We start from the raw sequence: 15,495 nt of genomic DNA on the forward strand, positions 1-15,495 counted from the left end.
GACGCCCCCGGTCAGGGCCGCAGTCGCTCGACCACCTGTCGATGCAGTTCGGGATCTGGCTGGGGGAGTCCGAGCATGGCTGCCAGATACAGGCCGTCGCCGACGAGTCGGATGATCTCGGCCTGCACAGGATCGGCGATCTCGGTCTGAAGGCCCTTGTCCCAGCTCCGCATCACATGTGTGACGGCCTTCTGGATTTCGTCGTGTTGTCCGTCGACTGTTCGGAGCGCGGCAATGATCGAGCGAAAGAGTGAGAGTTCTTCGCTTTCGTTCGCATCGGGGATCTGCAGGTAGAACTCGGTGACCGTGGTACCGCCGGCTACGGCGTCGTCGAGTTGCTGATCCGAGCGTTCCCCGAGTCTGCGGACCATCGCCGCGAGGAGGGCTTCCTTGCTGGGGAAGTGATAGAGAAGTCCGCCCTTGGAAACCCCGGCTTCGGCGGCAACGCCTTCGAGCGTGACTTGGGCGACGCCGCTGACCAGCAGCAGCTTCTCCAGTGCGTCGAGAATTCGATCGCGAGTGTCGGCAGCCATGTGATGTGACCCTACCCGGAAATAACTTTACCGCTCAGGCGGTTCACTGTTACCGTAGACCTACTGTACCGGCTGGACGGTGCAGTGAATTTTTTTCGGAGAGAACTCAGAGAAAGTCGCAGGGGAGCAATGTCAGTGTCGGCAGATCACACGTCTGCAATCAATCCCGACGAGATTCGGGCGACAAAGCGTGACTGGGCGGGCTTGATAGTCCTTGCCTTTGCTGTGTTGCTCATCGCAGTCGACGGCACGGTGCTCGATCTTGCGCTTCCGTTCATCAGCGCCGACCTCGAACCGAGCAGCACGCAGTTGCTGTGGATCATCGACGTCTATTCGTTCGTGCTCGCCGGTCTGCTCATCACCATGGGCACGCTCGGTGACCGGATCGGTAGGCGGAAACTGCTCTTGATCGGCGCAGTCGGCTTCGGTCTCGCCTCGATCATCGCCGCTCTCGCTGTCAGTCCCGAGATGCTCATTGGCGCCCGCGTGCTGCAGGGTATTTCCGGTGCAACGCTGATGCCGGCCACCCTCGGTCTGATCCGCACGATCTTCGTCAACCCGCGTCAGCGCACCGAGGCGATCGGGGTCTGGGGCGCGATGGCAGGTGGCGGTACCGCGGCCGGCCCGTTGGTCGGCGGTTGGTTGCTCGAGCACTTCTGGTGGGGCTCGGTCTTCTTGATCAACATCCCGGTCATGATCGCGCTGGTCGTTCTCGGCCCGATTCTGATCCCGGAGTCGAAGGACCCCAATCCGGGTCGATTCGACCTCATCAGCGCTGGTCTGTCGATGGCGACCATGTTGCCGTTGGTGTACGCGGTCAAGGAATCCGTGGTGCACGGCGTCAGCATCACGTTGCTGGTGATCGGCCTTGTGGGTCTCGCGGCCGGCTACGCGTTCGTGCGTCGTCAGCGGTTGCTGAAGGATCCGATGTTGGATCTGAAACTGTTTGCCAACGCATCGTTCTCCACCGCCGTCATCACCAACCTGCTCTCGATCTTCGCGCTGGCAGGTGTCCTGTTCTTCGGTTCGCAGTACCTGCAGTTGGTGCTGGGTAACTCGGCGCTCGACGCCGGCTTGCTGATGCTCCCGGGTATGTTGCTCAGCGCATTCACCGCGGTTGCGGCGGCCTGGTTGATTCGCCGGTGGTCGGTGTCTCACGTGCTCAGCGCAGGCCTCGCCGTTGCCGGTATCGGCGCTGCGATGCTGCTCGCCCTCGGGGTGGACAGCGGGCCGTTGATGTTCGTGATCGGCTTCGGTCTGGCTGGTGCTGGTGTCGGTGTTGCGTTGACGTTGACCTCGGATCTTGTGGTCAGTTCGGTGGAACCCGAGCGTGCCGGTGCTGCGTCTGCGGTGTCGGAGACTGCGTACGAACTCGGCATCGCGCTCGGTGTGGCAATCCTGGGCAGTGTGGTGATGGCGATCTTCCGTAAGGGAATCGACACGTCCATGCTCGAAGCAGATCAGGCGCACGCTGCGCAGGGCACCCTCGGCGGTGCGCTGCAGGAAGCGACGTACCTACCGGGTGAGCTCGGTTCGGTACTTGCCGATTCCGCGAAGTCGGCGTTCGTCGACGGTATGCACGTTGCTGCCGGGGCGACTGCTCTGGTTCTGTTCGTCAGTGCCGCATTGGTTTTGCGGATGCTGCGGAGTACACCAGAGAACGCGAAGCGTTAATACCAGAATCTCGAGGGTTAGTCAGCTTTCGAGTACGACGAACGAGTGCCCAGGCACGACGGTTGCGGACGCGGTCTCGTCCTGTGTCGGCGGATCCCACCAGAGGATGGGGGTTCCGCCGGCCGGGACCGAGGCCGCGTCCGTTCCCAGATTGCACACGATCTGTAAAGCGCCGCGGCGTAGGGTAATCCACTGTTTGTCCTCGTCGTAGTCGACGTTCAGGTACCCAAGCCAAGGGTCGGTGATCTCGATTCGCTTCTTACGCAGGGCCAGTAGATCGCGATAGCACGCGAGGACGCGCGCGTGCGTCTCGTCGGTTCGCTCGCTCCAGTCCAGCTTCGACCGCAGAAATGTCTGGGGGTCTTGTGGATCCGGAATGTCGTCGCTGTTCCAGCCGTGAGCTGCGAACTCCGCCTTGCGGCCTTTGGCGGTGGCCTCCCCGAGTTCCGGTTCCGGATGCGAGGTGAAGAACTGGAACGGGGTAGTGGCTCCCCATTCTTCGCCCATGAACAGCATCGGCGTGTACGGCGAGAGCAGGACCAGTGCCGCCTTGATCACCAATTGTCCTGGCGTCAGATAGGCGCTCGGGCGGTCACCGATCGCGCGGTTGCCGATCTGATCGTGGGTGCACGTGTATGCGATCAGGGAGCTGGCCGGCTGATGCGTGATGTCGATCGGACGTCCGTGGACCCGCCCTCGAAATGAAGAATACGTTCCGGCGTGGAAGAAACCGCGGCGCAATGTATTTGCCAGGGATTCCAAGGATCCGAAGTCGGCGTAGTAACCCTGGCGTTCGCCCGAGACCGCCGTGTGAATGGTGTGGTGGATGTCGTCGTCCCACTGCGCGTCCAAACCGAATCCGCCCGCCGCGCGTGGCGTGATGAGAGTGGCGTCGTTGAGGTCGCTTTCGGCAATCAACGTGAGCGGTCGACCCAGATGGGCCGACAGTGTTTCCGTTCGGACCGCGAGTTCCTCGAGGATGTGCGTTCCGGTGTGGTCGACCAATGCATGGACGGCATCGAGACGTAGGCCGTCGATGTGGAAGTCGCGCATCCATCGCAAGGCATTGCCGATGATGTACTCGCGAACCTCGCCCGACGCAGGACCACCGATGTTGATCGTTCGGCCCCACGTGTTCGCGCCGTCGGCGATGTAGGGACCGAACCGTTCGAGATAGTTGCCCGACGGGCCCAGATGGTTGTAGACCACGTCCAAGATCACGCCGAGCCCGCGTTCGTGGGCCGCATTCACCAACCGCTGCAATCCGTCCGGACCACCGTAGATCTCGTGGACCGTGTACCAGAGCACACCGTCGTAGCCCCAGTTGTGAGTTCCGTTGAAGCCGTTGACCGGCATGATCTCCACGAACCCGACGCCGAGGTCCACCAGGTGATCGAGACGTTCGATCGCGGCGTCGAAAGTTCCTTCGGTGGTGAATGTTCCGATGTGCAGTTCGTAGACGGACGATCCTGGGAGTTGCCGTCCGGTCCACTGAGAGTCGGTCCAGGACGCCTCGTGCAGTTGGTGCAGTTGGGAGAGAAGATGCACGCCTTCGGGCTGGCGTGGCGACCGCGGATCCGGAAGGATGTCGCCGTCGACGACAAATCCGTAACGAGCCTGGTCGTCGCAGTCGATGTCGGCTCGCCACCATCCGTCGTCCGTGCGGTCCATGTCGTGAGTGATGCCGTTGACTTCGACTCGGACCGATTCCGGTGTGGGCGCCCAGACCTCGAAAGTATGCACACGATCAGCATGCCTTGTTCGGTCGGATGTGGCAGCCCAGCTGGGTGGATCCGTCGTCATGGGCTGTTTCTATCCGCAGATGTTGCCAGACGGAGCGGACAGCGTGATCAGTTTCGGAGCGGGGGCGCTGCAGCATCCGCCCTCGGCTTCCCCGGTGTCACCTTCGTCCGTGTCAGCTTCGTCGAAAACACCTGCACCGCCGCAGACTCCGGTCTCCGGAAGGATCAACTCGACCCGGGCTGCGGCGTCGTGGTCACCGGCGAGTTCGGCGGCGATGCTGCGAACCTGCTCGTAGCCGGTCATCGCCAGGAAGGTGGGCGCGCGGCCGTAGCTTTTCATTCCTGTCAGGTACACGCCTGGCTCCGGATGGCGAAGCTCTTTTGCGCCATGTGGATACACCGTGCCGCACGAGTGGACGTTCGGGTCGATCAGCGGAGCCAGCTCCACCGGTGCCTGCAACACCGGGTCGAGGCCGAGTCGGATTTCCGAAAGCCAGGACAGATCCGGGCGGAACCCGGTCAGCGTGACGACGTTGTCCACGTTCTCGATGCGCTCACCGGCATCGGAGGCAAGTAAGAGTTGTCCCGAGGGGGTTGTCGACACCTCAGCTGTGCGGAAACCGGTGACCACTCTCAGCAATCCGTCATCGACGGCCTTCTTCGCGCGTAGGCCCAGGGCGCCGCGAGCGGGCAGTTCGTCAGCGTCGCCGCCGCCGAACGCTGAGCCGACGTTTCCTCGGCGGACCGCCCAGGTGATGCGTGTGCTCGGTGCCTGCTCCGCCAACCCCGACAGTGCAACGATCGCCGTCAGCGCAGAGTGGCCGCTCCCTGCGACGACCGTGTGTTTTCCGGCGAACTGTCCGCGTACCGCCGGATCGTCGAGATCCGGAACCCGGTACCTGATCGCAGATTCAGCAGCGCTTTCGCCGAGGGCGGGTAGTCCTTCACCGCCGAGCGGGTTGGGAGTGCCCCAGGTGCCGGATGCGTCGACAACCGCCTGGGCGAAGACGCGGTCCTCGGTTCCGTCACGGCGGCGAAGGTGAATCGAGAGGGGTTCGGTATCGCGACCGGCGTCGACGACACGGTCACGCCCGCGCCGGGCTACGCCGATCACTTCGGTGTCGAACTGGACGGCGTCGCCGAGTGCTGAGGCGAGTGGCCCGAGGTAGAGGTCGCGCCATTGCCGGCCGGTCGGGTACCTCTCAGCGTCGGGAGAGCTCCATCCATTCTGTTCGAGGAGTCGCCTCGCGGCGGGGGAGACGAGTTCGGACCACCGGGAGAACAGTCGAACGTGATTCCACTCGGAAATCGCAGTACCGGCTGCGGCTCCGCGCTCGAGTACGAGCGGGGTGAGTCCACGTTCGCGCAGTTCTGCTGCGGCCGCCAGGCCGATCGGGCCGGCCCCGATCACGACGACGGGTAGGGGGTTCATTGTCCGTTCCTTTCATCGACACTTATCGATCTACAGTCGAACTGTATCGACAACCATCAATGTAAGCAACCATCGACAGCTGTCGATATAGTGGAGAGATGACATCGCTGCAGACTCCGACGGTGCGCGTCGGTGATTCGGACCAGGATCGGGTTGTTTCTTCCGTGCTCGCGCAGGGTGATGCCGATACCTACGCGCAGTGGTTCGCCTGCCTTGCCGAACCGATGCGTGTTCGACTGCTTCACCGGGTGGCGAGCGCGTTCGGCGGAATTACCGTCGGTGCGCTGGCAGGGTCGTTGGGGATCGGGCAGCCGACGGTGTCACATCACCTGCGCAAGCTCTCCGATGTGGGTTTTGTGACCATGCGTAAGGAAGGGACAAGCACGGTCGTCGCGATGAATCCGACGTGCTGCGTCGCTCTGCCGCAGGCGGCGGACGTGGTGATGGGGGTGCTTGCGCCGCGCCCGTGCTGCCCGAGTGATCTGCCGGACGATGTCACTGTCCGGGCGATGGCCGACGACGACTGGGATGCGGTTCTACGGATTTACGGCGAGGGCATCGACACTCGAAACGCCACCTTTGCCACCGAGGTTCCCGCGCGTGAGCATCTCCAGGAGCGGTGGCTGTCGCAGCATCGGTGGGTGGCGACTATCGAGGGTGTTGTCGTCGGTTGGGCTGCGTTGAGTCCGGTTTCCGAGCGTGACTGCTATCGCGGGGTGGCGGAAAACTCCGTGCACGTCGCGGACGGAATGCGTGGTCGGGGTGTCGGAAAAGCGTTGTTGCGCAAGCAAGTCATGGCCGCCGATGTCGACGACCTCTGGACACTGCAGACGTCGATATTTCCCGAGAATCGCGCCTCCATCTCACTGCATCATTCGGCCGGGTTCAGAACTGTCGGTCTCCGCGAGAAGATTGCCCAGCTCGACGGTGTCTGGCGTGACACCGTTCTGCTCGAACGACGTGCGGTGACCGTCTCCGATTGAGAGACCTGGATCAGGTGGCCGCGTGCCGCTCGATTGCGCCTTGATTCGAATTCTGTCAATATTGAAGAATGTCGAATCAGGGCCCTTCGGAATCCGAAGCTTGCTGCACCCCGCTCGTACGTGAACCGTTGACCGAGGATTGGGCCGGCGACCTGTCTCGGATGTTCAAGGCCCTCGGCGATCCGGTTCGCCTCCGCCTGCTCAGCTTGGTGGCAAGTCACGAGGGCGGGGAGGCCTGCGTCTGCGACATCTCGGATACGTTCGACCTGTCTCAGCCGACGATCTCGCATCATCTCAAGGTGCTGCGACAGGCCAGACTGCTCGACTGTGAACGTCGCGGGACCTGGGTGTACTACTGGGTTATTCCGGCTGCGCTGCAACAGCTTTCCGCCGTTCTACTGGTTGAAGGTACGAGCGTGAGTGTCGCGGACGCGTGCGCAGAGGTCACCGCATGAGCAACACCGCTGCCACCACCGAACACCCCGCAGTCGTCGGAAAACTCTCCACCCTCGACCGCTATCTGGCGGTCTGGATCGGCGTGGCCATGGTCGTCGGCCTGCTGGTTGGACGCTGGATCCCCGGTGTGAACACTGCCCTGGACAAGGTGCAGATCGACGGCATCTCATTACCGATCGCCCTCGGCCTGCTGATCATGATGTACCCGGTCCTAGCGAAGGTCCGCTACGACCGCCTCGACACAGTCACCGGAGACAAGAAACTCCTCGCCGGCTCCCTGTTCCTGAACTGGATTCTCGGCCCGGCGCTGATGTTCGCCCTCGCTTGGCTGTTCTTGCCTGACCTCCCGGAATACCGAACCGGTTTGATCATCGTCGGTCTCGCTCGCTGCATCGCGATGGTGATCATCTGGAATGACCTGGCCTGCGGAGACCGCGAAGCCGCCGCGGTGCTGGTCGCCATCAACTCGGTGTTCCAGGTGATCATGTTCGCCGTGCTCGGTTGGTTCTACCTCTCGGTCCTGCCCGGGTGGCTCGGCCTCGAACAGACCGCCATCGACACCTCGCCCTGGCAGATTGCGAAATCGGTCCTGATCTTCCTCGGTATCCCGCTGCTGGCAGGTTTCCTGTCCCGCTTCTTCGGCGAACGCGCCAAAGGCCGCGACTGGTACGACAACAAGTTCATCCCCAAGATCAGCCCGTGGGCGCTCTACGGTCTGCTGTTCACCATCGTCGTGCTCTTCTCGATGCAGGGCGAACAGATCACCTCCCAGCTATGGGATGTCGTCCGGATCGCGTTGCCGCTGCTGGCGTACTTCGCACTCATGTGGGGCGGTGGGTACATCCTCGGCGCCGCAATCGGATTGGGCTACGAACGCACCACGACCCTGGCGTTCACCGCCGCGGGCAACAACTTCGAACTCGCGATCGCCGTAGCCATCGCCACCTACGGCGCCACCTCGGGGCAAGCGCTTGCCGGTGTCGTCGGCCCGCTGATCGAGGTGCCGGTGCTCGTCGGTCTGGTGTACGTCTCCCTTGCTCTACGCAAACGCTTTGCAGTCAAAGAGGTTTCACCCGGTCGAGAAAGAGCGAGGTCATGAGCAAACCATCGGTGTTGTTCGTCTGCGTCCACAATGCCGGCCGATCGCAAATGGCCGCCGGATTCCTGAGTCATCTCGCGGGTGAGACCATCGAGGTTCGCTCCGCTGGATCCGCACCCGCCGAGACCGTCAATTCCGCAGCGGTCGACGCGATGGCAGAGCTCGGTATCGACATCTCCGCTCAGTCTCCGAAGATTCTCACCGTCGACGCTGTCCAGGATTCGGACGTCGTCATCACGATGGGATGCGGAGATACGTGCCCGATTTTTCCCGGCAAGAGCTACCGAGACTGGGTTCTCGACGATCCGGCAGGCCAGGGTCTCAATGCGGTTCGCCCGATCCGCGACGAAATCGAGCGACGTGTCCAAGCCTTGATCGCCGAACTCACCACTGCGGCGAAGTCTTCCTGACCGATCGGGGAATCGACGGGATCATTCGTCGGCGGGCTCGATGTGTTCGGCACCGAGGACCGAGAGCCGGTATTCCTGTGCGTCCTGCTCGGTTTCGAAATCCTTCTCTTCGAGAAGATTTCGATCAGCGTCGAGGTATCGGTAGGTAGTCATCCCTCCACCGTGCCACTGATGTCCGATTCTTGCTGGGGGACCGGGACTGTTTTTCGATCTCGGCCCGGGCGGCGTCCGGGTCTGGGGCTTCGTGCACGAGTATTGCGAGCATTGCCCACGGGTCAGTTTCGGCGGCTTCCCTGCGGCCGACGAGTTTCTCGACCAGTTGGTAGCCGATGTCACCGGAGGTGTCGATGGGATCGCTGCCGAATGCAACCGAGCTTTGCTGCCACATATCTTCATGACCAGGGCAGGGGAGTAGCCGGCCACTGCAGCGACATCCTTGATCTTCGTCGATGCGTATCCGCGTTCTGCGAACAGAGTTTTCGCTGCAGTTCAGCAACTGCCGCCAGGGCGGCGAGCCGGAAGATGTTCTTGAAAGCGTCGATCGACGGAAGGCCCCTCGCCGGGTCCGGACGGGATAACCATCGAGGTGAGCATAGCGGCCACCACTGCGCTGGAAATCGAGGTACCGACCGAGCGAAGGAGCGAGTTGAGCCCGTTTGCCGACGCGGTTTCAGTGATCGGAACCGAGCGAATGATCAACATCGGCATCGCGGAGTAGGCGATCGAAGTTCCGACGCTGACCACCGCCGCGCTGATGATGATCAGTGCGATCGAGCCGGTCAGGAACACGCGCGCGATGTAGGCGAGCGTGAGCACCGTGCCGCGGACGATCAAGGTGGTCTTGGCGCCGAATCGTTTGGTGATGTTCGCTGACACGGGAGCGAAGAAGACCATCGCGAGTCTTGCTGGAATCATGCACAGTCCGGCTGCCATCACTTCCAGCTCGAAGCCGTACCCGGAGACCTTCGGCATCTGCAGCTGTTGGGTACAACGGAATGACCATCGTTTGTTGAAGTGCGACCACGGTGCCGGACAGACATTGTCAGGTCGGGCGATTGAGTCTTCACTCACGATCTCGATGACGCTGTTGGTTTCCTTGCCGGTTTCGCGGGAACAACGACAGTGGTGTTCTGTGCCTGCGCTGGGCGGGCGGCTAGGAGGAGTGATGCGTGCCGAAGTAGGTGACCGCCTTCATGTTCAGGGGCGAGTGGTCGGTCAGACCGAGGTGACCGCCGAGGTCCTCGAAGTTCACGGCGATGACGGGGGACCGCCGTATCTGGTGAGGTACGACAACGGGCACGAGGCGCTCGTGTTTCCCGGTAGTGACGGTTGGATCGACCACCCCGGGAAAGGCCCCTGATCTGCGCCGTTCTTTCCATGCATGGCTGTTGCATCGAATGCGGCTAGAGTGTGCGCAATGGAGGGCAAACGCCAGTATCACTCCCGCGTGCGCGAGGCCTCGGCGCAGCGAACCCGAGAACTCATTCGTGATGCGGCGCAGGCTCTGTTCGTGCGAGACGGGTACGTCAGCGCCACTGTCAAACAGATTGCCGACGCTGCTGGCGTGGCCAATCGGACGGTGTTCACAGCGTTCCCCGGCGGAAAGCTCGAGATCTTCGAAGCGGCACTCGCCGCGGCCCTCGACGCTGAACCGGTTCCTCTCGGCGCGCCGAGTTCGGCCTCGGACCCGGACGACGTACGGCGGATCGTCTCCCAGATCGTGGCACAGGGCATCGGACTGCTTGAACGTGCCGGCGCGCTCATGATGGTCACGGTGGAATCCTCCGGCGCCGATTCCGATATGCGCCGTCTGTCCGAGGAGTCGGCCGAACAATCGGCAGTCAATGCGATGTCGATCGCGGAGGGCCTGTCAGAGCACGGTTTGCTGAGGCCGGAGATTTCGCTCGAGAAGGCCGCCGGAATCCTTGCCGCCTTCGTCTCGCCTCAGCTTCACCAGCAATTGCGTCGAGTCAGTGGTTGGGACGTCGACGCGTATCGAACGTGGCTCGAGTTCAACATTCGTCACAATCTAATGTACTAATCGGTCTGTTTTAGTTAGCATGGCGAGGGTTTTTATACTCGGGAGGAATCGCCAGCGTGCCCTATGCCTTGTTCGGCCTCATTACGATGCTGCTCTGGATCTTTTGCATCGTCGACGCCATCACGAGAGACGACGCCTATATCCAGTACCTACCCAAGGTCGTCTGGATTCTGATCATCATCTTCCTTCCCACGTTGGGGTCGGTGCTGTGGCTGGTGGTCGGCCGCGGGCAGAACGCACCTCGTGGGTACGTCGGCCCAACCAGTTACGGCGAATACGAGCGTCCGGGACGCGCGGTTGCCCAGGATCCCGCGGCGGACGAAGCCTTCCTGCGTCAGTGCCGCGAGCGAGCGGAGGAGCAGCGGCGAATCGCCAAGCAGCAGCGCCGCGACGGCGACGCCGATCGGATTTGAGTTACCGGTACGTCATGAGCTGGTCCAGTACGAGACGAAGTGGCGGCCACGATGTTCTGCCACGACGGGTCACCGCATAGGCAGTGAGGATGACGGGCGGATCGATGAGTGGTTCGACGCGCACGCCTTCGCGAGTCTTGCGTTCGAGAGGCATCAGCCCGACGCCGTAGCCGCTGAGGATCAAGAGTTCGACCAAGTCGAGACTGTCGATCTGGTGAGTGATCCGAGGGGTGAATCCGGCCAGCGATGCGAGTGTTCGCACGGCGCGCTCGTCTGCGGTGTTTCGTGAGTTCACTATCCATGGCGTGTCTGCGAAGGCGCGGAGATCGATCCCGGATCTCGCGGACTCGTCGGGAGTCCTGGCGTTGTCGGGAACGCACAGTCCCCACGGCGTCGACCAGAGCGGAATTGCTTCGAGTAGAGGGCTTGGCGACGCGGGAGCGAGGTTGTAGTCGTAGGTCAGTGCGAGGTCGAGGTCGTCGCGCTCGAGGAGTGCAAATGCCTCGACTGGTTCGTATTCGCAGATCACCACGTCCACCTGCGGATGACTGCGCTGCAGGCTTTGTGCGATGGGGAGCATCGCGGTTCTGATGGCAGTCGCGAATCCGCCGACTCGCAGAGTTCCCACCGGTTCTGCGTCCGGATCGAGGTCCAGGCGAGCGGCGTCGAGAGCCGCCAGGATAGTGACGGCATGATCGGCAAGTCGTTGCCCGGCAGGCGTGAGGCGAACGCGTCGGCCTTCCGGCTCGATCAACGCAGTGCCGGTTTCCGCAGTCAAGGCCGCGAGCTGTTGGGACACCGTCGACGTCGTGAGGTTGTGAGCTTCGGCGACGGCGCGCATCGAACCCAGACGCGAGAGTTCGAGGAGGAGATGGAGTCGACGGGTTTCCATCCCTCAATCATTCACTAATCATGAACATTATGTGGGTCAAAATCGCGTGGACGCGAACGTTGGTGTCCCGTTCAATTCAGATATGGATACGAGAGCGCGAGCCGGCGTCGGCCTGGCTGTTCTGGCGATGTTGTGCGTGCAGCTCGGGCTCGCTGTGTCAGTGGGTCTGATCGATCAGCTCGGCGCGGATGGGGCGGCGTGGGTGCGTCTCGCCTGGGCGGGCATCATTCTTCTGATCATCGTCAGGCCTCGGCCGTCCGCGTTCACCCGCAAGGCGTTTCTGGCCTGCGTGGTTCTCGGTGTGGTCACCGCCGGGATGACGCTCCTGTTCATGGCGGCCGTGGAGCGTCTTCCGCTGGGAACGGCAAGCGCGTTGGAGTTCTTGGGTCCGCTGACAGTTGCATTGCTGCGGGGGCGTGGCCGTATTCTGTGGCCGGTTCTGGCCGGCGCCGGAGTAGTGCTTCTGACCGAGCCGTGGGCGGGAACGGTCGACCTGGTCGGCGTGGCGTGCGCACTCGGTGCCGCCCTCTGCTGGGCGATGTACATACTGCTCACCCAGCGTGTCGGCGACGAGGTTGCCGGTATCAACGGGCTGGCGGTGTCGATGGCGGTTGCCGGATTGGCAGCGACAATTGCCGTGGGGCACTCGGCCATTGGGCGACTGACCCCGCACCTGATTCTCGTAGGACTCGGGCTCGCGATTTTGCTGCCCGTCGTCCCCTTCGTCTTGGAGATGGTCTCGTTGCGCAGGCTCTCCATGGCGGCGTTCGGCACGCTGATGAGTCTCGAGCCTGCGTTCGCTCAGCTCATCGGTTTGGTTGTGCTGCAACAGGTCCCGAGCCTTCTGGCTGTGGCCGGTATCGCTTGCGTCGTCATCGCTGGTATCGGCGCGGCCCGGGGTGGGGCTCGGGGTGGGGCCCAGAAGCCGGCTGACCCACCCTCCGATTCCGAGCGAACGTACCTTTCGGCGCCTTCATGAGACCGAGAGTGCCGTTCGCTCAGGGCGCGTCCGCCGCGGCGATGGCTGCATCGAATACGTCGGCGACCTCGCCGAGGGAATCGAGAATCGGCTGACCTGATTGTTCGACGCGAGCCCGAACCAGTGAACCCTCGAGTGCCGACACTGCCAGGACGGCAAGGCGCTCCGCTCGAGTGCGCGCGACACCGGACCCGATCAGTGAGTCGCTGAGTAGCGATGACCACTGTCGGTAGACCGCCTTCCCGGCGGCGGTGACGCTCTCCGAATCGGGGGCAAGCTCCAACAGTACCGTCGTGATCGGTGAGCCTTCGTGGAATTCGGATTCGCTCACCCACCCGACCAGCAACCGCGCGTACTCGCGTACTAGCGACCCGGCGTCCGGTTGGCTGTCGGCGAGTTCTGCCAGAGTGTCTGCGACCAACTGCCCGCCGACGCGAACGACCTCCGTGCCGATCTGCTCTTTACCGCCGGGGAAGTAGTGGTAGAGCGAACCTTTCGGGGCTCCACTCGACTTGAGGATCTCGTTGAGTCCCGTTGCCGCATACCCCTGGCGGCGAAAAAGATCGGCCGCTGCTCGAACGAGCGCTTCGCGGTGTTTCGGGGGAGTTGCCACGAGTTGGAGCTTAAACACCCCAGGGATCCACCACAATCTATGTAGACTGGTCTATATGGAAGATTCTGAAATGCTCGAGCGGTTGCGTGCGGTCAACGCGTCGGCGGCCTTCAACCGTTGGGCCGGATTCGAAGTGACGGAAGCCGCACCGGGCCACGTGCGTCTGCGGCTCGAGTGGCGTGAGGATCTGGGCCAGTACGCGGGACACCTGCACGCTGCACTCGTGGCTGGACTCGTCGACACCGCGTGCGGATTTGCTGCCTTCACACAGGTTGGTGTGGTGGCGGCATCCAACTGCACGGTCAATTTTGTGAGCCCGGGCGTCGGAACCGCATTTGTCGCCACAGCGCGCTCGGTCAAGGCTGGGCGCAAGCAGGTGTTCGTCACTGCCGAGGTACATGCCGAACGCGAAGGCGAACCGGTGCTCGTCGCGTTCGGCACCACTCTGTTGGTTCCACTCGCCACTAAGGCCTAGGCAAGACAGTCCTGATGGTCACGGAACCAGGATGAACTTTCCGGCGGGGTGCGAACTCTGCAACTCGGTGTGAGCGAGAGCCACGTCCGCGAGCGGGAAGGTCTTGGCGATCTTCACGGTGAGGTGTCCGGAACCGGCTTGTTCGACAAGCTCGGATCGTGCCTTCAACCGAGCTTCGGCGCTTGCCGGATTACCGCCGCCGACGGACGCGAAGCCGTCGGTCTGAGCTCGCCCGAACGCGACGATGGTGACGATGCGACTCTTGTCGGTGACCAAGGCCAGAGATGCATCGACGGCTTCGTCCGTTCCGGCGGTGTCGAATGCCGCATCGACGCCGTTCGGGGCGAGTTCGCGAACACGCGTTTCGAGTCCTTCGCCGTAGAGCGCTGGCGTCGCGCCGAGTGAACGCACGTAGTCCTGATTGGAGGCTCCCGCGGTGCCGATCACGGTGGCTCCACGTGCAACTGCCAGCTGGACGGCAATCGCGCCGACACCGCCGGACGCGCCGTGGATGAGGACGGTGTCCCCGGAGCCGACTCGAATGGTGTCGAGGGCGTCGACTGCCGTTCCGCCGACAAGAAGGAGGCCGGCTGCCTGTTCCCAGCTGATGCCGGTGGGCTTCGCGGTGATCGAGGAGACCGGCACGACTACCTGTTCGGCGTAAAGACCGTTGCCAGGGCTGACGATCACCTCGTCGCCGACGGCTACGGCGGTGACGCCGTCACCGACGGCCGCGACGACGCCCGCTGCCTCGCCGCCGAGGCGGATCGGAAGTTTCTCGGGATCGGTGCCGAAAGCGCCGCTGTAGAGCTTGAAGTCGAAGGGGTTCACGCCGACCGCTTTGACATCGACCAGGACTTCTCCTGATGTCGGCGACGGTAGCTCCACGTCAACCAGCTTCAGGACCTCGGGCGTTCCGTATGTCTGCGCTACAACAGTTTTGGTCATGTGTCGCGCAACCGTCCTCGGGGAGGCGATATTCCCCGAGAACGGGAAAAACTCGAGACGATTCGATCAGCGGATCAGCGTTCCCAGATCCAGTGGCATCGCGATCCCCGTGATGTGGTGGGCTTCGTCGGAACCGAGGAACGCTACGGCGGCTGCACTGTCTTCGGGCTGGCTGACGGGATCGGGCAAGGTCTGCAAGAAGATCGGGCCGAGCGTGTGGGCATTTGCGTCGATGAGTGGCTTCATGTCGGTCATTTGCATGCCGGTTTCCACGCCGTGCGGGTGAATGGTGTTGACCCGAATGTTGTACTGCCCCAATTTCGAGGCCATGGTCTTCGCCAGGCCGGTGATGCCGTGTTTGCTCGCGACGTAGTGGCCGAGGAAGGGGAGCCCGCGCAGGCCTGCCACTGCTCGGGCGTGATTTCCCAGGACATGTTGGCGGGGCAGATTCCAGCGTTCGCGACGACGACGTCGAGGCGCCCCAGTTCGTCGATGCCGGCATCGAGCGCCGCGGACAGCGCAGAGAAGTCGCGGGCGTCGGTCTTGGTGGCGACAATTCGACGGTCGAGAGCCTTGACCAGTTCGACTGTCTCGGCCAGGTCGTCTTCGGTGGCGCCGGCGTAAGACGTGGATTCGAATTGAACACACGCGTCGACCGCGATGATGTCTGCGCCCTCTTCTGCCAACCGGTCAGCCTCGGCTCGCCCCTGACCGCGGGCTGCTCTGGTGATGAAGGCAACTTTCCCGGTGAATCGACTGGCAGTCATGCTCGAACCTCCGAATAGTGGTGACAATCTGCTCTTCG

18 protein-coding genes and 2 pseudogenes are annotated in these 15,495 nt (G+C 62.7%); 10 read left to right on the top strand and 10 right to left on the bottom strand.

Going from position 1 to position 15,495, the window contains the following annotated elements:
* Nucleotides 1-11: 11 nt before the first annotated feature.
* On the bottom strand, nucleotides 12-533 hold the full coding sequence (locus QM716_RS12465) for a TetR/AcrR family transcriptional regulator (RefSeq protein WP_003941685.1): 522 nt from the start codon (nucleotides 531-533) through the stop codon (nucleotides 12-14).
* Between the two features lie 129 nt (nucleotides 534-662).
* Between QM716_RS12465 and QM716_RS12470 the strand changes: the two genes are divergently transcribed.
* Nucleotides 663-2,207: an MFS transporter gene (locus tag QM716_RS12470; protein WP_283304413.1), complete on the top strand. Its 1,545-nt coding sequence runs from the start codon at nucleotides 663-665 to the stop codon at nucleotides 2,205-2,207.
* Nucleotides 2,208-2,228: 21 nt separating this feature from the next.
* Here the strand turns inward: QM716_RS12470 and treZ are convergent, their stop codons facing one another.
* Together treZ and QM716_RS12480 are read right to left on the bottom strand one after the other, a co-directional pair.
* The gene (gene treZ / locus QM716_RS12475) at nucleotides 2,229-3,950 is read right to left on the bottom strand and encodes a malto-oligosyltrehalose trehalohydrolase (RefSeq protein ID WP_283304414.1); all 1,722 of its coding nucleotides are present in this window, start codon (nucleotides 3,948-3,950) and stop codon (nucleotides 2,229-2,231) included.
* A 69-nt stretch (nucleotides 3,951-4,019) separates the two neighbouring features.
* Nucleotides 4,020-5,381: an NAD(P)-binding domain-containing protein gene (locus tag QM716_RS12480; protein WP_283304415.1), complete on the bottom strand. Its 1,362-nt coding sequence runs from the start codon at nucleotides 5,379-5,381 to the stop codon at nucleotides 4,020-4,022.
* Between the two features lie 98 nt (nucleotides 5,382-5,479).
* Here QM716_RS12480 and QM716_RS12485 point away from each other — a divergent pair, with 98 nt between their 5' ends.
* The 4 genes from QM716_RS12485 to QM716_RS12500 all read left to right on the top strand — a co-directional run bounded on the left by QM716_RS12485 (nucleotide 5,480) and on the right by QM716_RS12500 (nucleotide 8,329).
* Nucleotides 5,480-6,364: a helix-turn-helix domain-containing GNAT family N-acetyltransferase gene (locus tag QM716_RS12485; RefSeq protein ID WP_283304416.1), complete on the top strand. Its 885-nt coding sequence runs from the start codon at nucleotides 5,480-5,482 to the stop codon at nucleotides 6,362-6,364.
* Nucleotides 6,365-6,432: 68 nt separating this feature from the next.
* Nucleotides 6,433-6,819 carry an ArsR/SmtB family transcription factor gene (locus QM716_RS12490; protein WP_283304417.1) on the top strand — a complete coding sequence of 129 codons (387 nt, stop codon included), beginning with the start codon at nucleotides 6,433-6,435 and terminating at the stop codon, nucleotides 6,817-6,819.
* On the top strand, nucleotides 6,816-7,919 hold the full coding sequence (arsB, locus tag QM716_RS12495) for an ACR3 family arsenite efflux transporter (protein WP_283304418.1): 1,104 nt from the start codon (nucleotides 6,816-6,818) through the stop codon (nucleotides 7,917-7,919). The genes QM716_RS12490 and arsB overlap by 4 nt, the downstream gene beginning before the upstream one ends.
* A complete protein-coding gene (locus QM716_RS12500; RefSeq protein WP_283304419.1) occupies nucleotides 7,916-8,329 on the top strand; it encodes an arsenate reductase ArsC in 414 nt (137 codons plus the stop codon). Before arsB ends, QM716_RS12500 begins: the two co-directional genes overlap by 4 nt.
* Before the next feature lie 21 nt (nucleotides 8,330-8,350).
* Here the strand turns inward: QM716_RS12500 and QM716_RS12505 are convergent, their stop codons facing one another.
* From QM716_RS12505 to QM716_RS12510, 3 genes and pseudogenes are all read right to left on the bottom strand, one after another.
* On the bottom strand, nucleotides 8,351-8,482 hold the full coding sequence (locus tag QM716_RS12505; protein WP_256922339.1) for a hypothetical protein: 132 nt from the start codon (nucleotides 8,480-8,482) through the stop codon (nucleotides 8,351-8,353).
* 273 nt (nucleotides 8,483-8,755) lie between these two features.
* A pseudogene (locus tag QM716_RS29255) lies at nucleotides 8,756-8,803 on the bottom strand (hypothetical protein); the annotation flags it as partial.
* Nucleotides 8,804-8,818: 15 nt separating this feature from the next.
* Nucleotides 8,819-9,301: an MFS transporter gene (locus tag QM716_RS12510; protein ID WP_283304420.1), complete on the bottom strand. Its 483-nt coding sequence runs from the start codon at nucleotides 9,299-9,301 to the stop codon at nucleotides 8,819-8,821.
* Nucleotides 9,302-9,494: 193 nt separating this feature from the next.
* On the opposite strand from QM716_RS12510, the gene QM716_RS12515 reads away from it, so the two are divergent.
* Genes QM716_RS12515 through QM716_RS12525 form a run of 3 tightly spaced genes read left to right on the top strand, consistent with a single transcriptional unit; the run spans nucleotide 9,495 to nucleotide 10,783 of the window.
* Nucleotides 9,495-9,689 (top strand): DUF1918 domain-containing protein, encoded by a 195-nt coding sequence (locus QM716_RS12515; protein ID WP_283304421.1) that lies wholly within the window; start codon nucleotides 9,495-9,497, stop codon nucleotides 9,687-9,689.
* A gap of 57 nt (nucleotides 9,690-9,746) precedes the next feature.
* Entirely contained in the window at nucleotides 9,747-10,370 is a 624-nt protein-coding gene (locus QM716_RS12520) for a TetR/AcrR family transcriptional regulator (RefSeq protein ID WP_283304422.1), read from the top strand.
* 56 nt (nucleotides 10,371-10,426) lie between these two features.
* Nucleotides 10,427-10,783, top strand: coding sequence for a PLD nuclease N-terminal domain-containing protein (locus QM716_RS12525; protein WP_283304423.1), 357 nt, complete (start codon nucleotides 10,427-10,429; stop codon nucleotides 10,781-10,783).
* Between the two features lies 1 nt (nucleotide 10,784).
* Here the strand turns inward: QM716_RS12525 and QM716_RS12530 are convergent, their stop codons facing one another.
* The gene (locus QM716_RS12530; protein ID WP_283304424.1) at nucleotides 10,785-11,675 is read right to left on the bottom strand and encodes a LysR family transcriptional regulator; all 891 of its coding nucleotides are present in this window, start codon (nucleotides 11,673-11,675) and stop codon (nucleotides 10,785-10,787) included.
* Nucleotides 11,676-11,757: 82 nt separating this feature from the next.
* Here QM716_RS12530 and QM716_RS12535 point away from each other — a divergent pair, with 82 nt between their 5' ends.
* Entirely contained in the window at nucleotides 11,758-12,654 is an 897-nt protein-coding gene (locus QM716_RS12535) for an EamA family transporter (protein ID WP_283304425.1), read from the top strand.
* Nucleotides 12,655-12,673: 19 nt separating this feature from the next.
* On the opposite strand, the gene QM716_RS12540 is transcribed toward QM716_RS12535, so the two are convergent.
* Complete coding sequence (locus QM716_RS12540; protein ID WP_283304426.1) at nucleotides 12,674-13,267, bottom strand: TetR/AcrR family transcriptional regulator; 594 nt, start codon at nucleotides 13,265-13,267, stop codon at nucleotides 12,674-12,676.
* A 55-nt stretch (nucleotides 13,268-13,322) separates the two neighbouring features.
* Here QM716_RS12540 and QM716_RS12545 point away from each other — a divergent pair, with 55 nt between their 5' ends.
* On the top strand, nucleotides 13,323-13,742 hold the full coding sequence (locus QM716_RS12545) for a PaaI family thioesterase (protein WP_283304427.1): 420 nt from the start codon (nucleotides 13,323-13,325) through the stop codon (nucleotides 13,740-13,742).
* A gap of 18 nt (nucleotides 13,743-13,760) precedes the next feature.
* Here QM716_RS12545 and QM716_RS12550 read toward each other — a convergent pair whose 3' ends face one another.
* The gene (locus tag QM716_RS12550) at nucleotides 13,761-14,690 is read right to left on the bottom strand and encodes an NADP-dependent oxidoreductase (protein ID WP_283304428.1); all 930 of its coding nucleotides are present in this window, start codon (nucleotides 14,688-14,690) and stop codon (nucleotides 13,761-13,763) included.
* Nucleotides 14,691-14,756: 66 nt separating this feature from the next.
* Nucleotides 14,757-15,457: pseudogene (locus QM716_RS12555) on the bottom strand (SDR family NAD(P)-dependent oxidoreductase).
* Between the last annotated feature and the right edge of the window lie 38 nt (nucleotides 15,458-15,495).

This window comes from Rhodococcus sp. IEGM 1409 (assembly GCF_030056735.1).
Taxonomy (GTDB): Bacteria; Actinomycetota; Actinomycetes; order Mycobacteriales; family Mycobacteriaceae; genus Rhodococcus_F.

What these genes read in the sequence shown, in the direction of transcription:
- QM716_RS12465 (WP_003941685.1), bottom strand. Translation starts at nt 533, where the DNA reads ATGGCTGCCGACACTCGCGATCGAATTCTCGACGCACTGGAGAAGCTG.
- QM716_RS12470 (WP_283304413.1), top strand. Translation starts at nt 663, where the DNA reads ATGTCAGTGTCGGCAGATCACACGTCTGCAATCAATCCCGACGAGATT.
- QM716_RS12480 (WP_283304415.1), bottom strand. Translation starts at nt 5,381, where the DNA reads ATGAACCCCCTACCCGTCGTCGTGATCGGGGCCGGCCCGATCGGCCTG.
- QM716_RS12485 (WP_283304416.1), top strand. Translation starts at nt 5,480, where the DNA reads ATGACATCGCTGCAGACTCCGACGGTGCGCGTCGGTGATTCGGACCAG.
- QM716_RS12490 (WP_283304417.1), top strand. Translation starts at nt 6,433, where the DNA reads ATGTCGAATCAGGGCCCTTCGGAATCCGAAGCTTGCTGCACCCCGCTC.
- arsB (WP_283304418.1), top strand. Translation starts at nt 6,816, where the DNA reads ATGAGCAACACCGCTGCCACCACCGAACACCCCGCAGTCGTCGGAAAA.
- QM716_RS12500 (WP_283304419.1), top strand. Translation starts at nt 7,916, where the DNA reads ATGAGCAAACCATCGGTGTTGTTCGTCTGCGTCCACAATGCCGGCCGA.
- QM716_RS12505 (WP_256922339.1), bottom strand. Translation starts at nt 8,482, where the DNA reads ATGACTACCTACCGATACCTCGACGCTGATCGAAATCTTCTCGAAGAG.
- QM716_RS12510 (WP_283304420.1), bottom strand. Translation starts at nt 9,301, where the DNA reads ATGCCGAAGGTCTCCGGGTACGGCTTCGAGCTGGAAGTGATGGCAGCC.
- QM716_RS12515 (WP_283304421.1), top strand. Translation starts at nt 9,495, where the DNA reads ATGCGTGCCGAAGTAGGTGACCGCCTTCATGTTCAGGGGCGAGTGGTC.
- QM716_RS12520 (WP_283304422.1), top strand. Translation starts at nt 9,747, where the DNA reads ATGGAGGGCAAACGCCAGTATCACTCCCGCGTGCGCGAGGCCTCGGCG.
- QM716_RS12530 (WP_283304424.1), bottom strand. Translation starts at nt 11,675, where the DNA reads ATGGAAACCCGTCGACTCCATCTCCTCCTCGAACTCTCGCGTCTGGGT.
- QM716_RS12535 (WP_283304425.1), top strand. Translation starts at nt 11,758, where the DNA reads ATGGATACGAGAGCGCGAGCCGGCGTCGGCCTGGCTGTTCTGGCGATG.
- QM716_RS12545 (WP_283304427.1), top strand. Translation starts at nt 13,323, where the DNA reads ATGGAAGATTCTGAAATGCTCGAGCGGTTGCGTGCGGTCAACGCGTCG.
- QM716_RS12550 (WP_283304428.1), bottom strand. Translation starts at nt 14,690, where the DNA reads ATGACCAAAACTGTTGTAGCGCAGACATACGGAACGCCCGAGGTCCTG.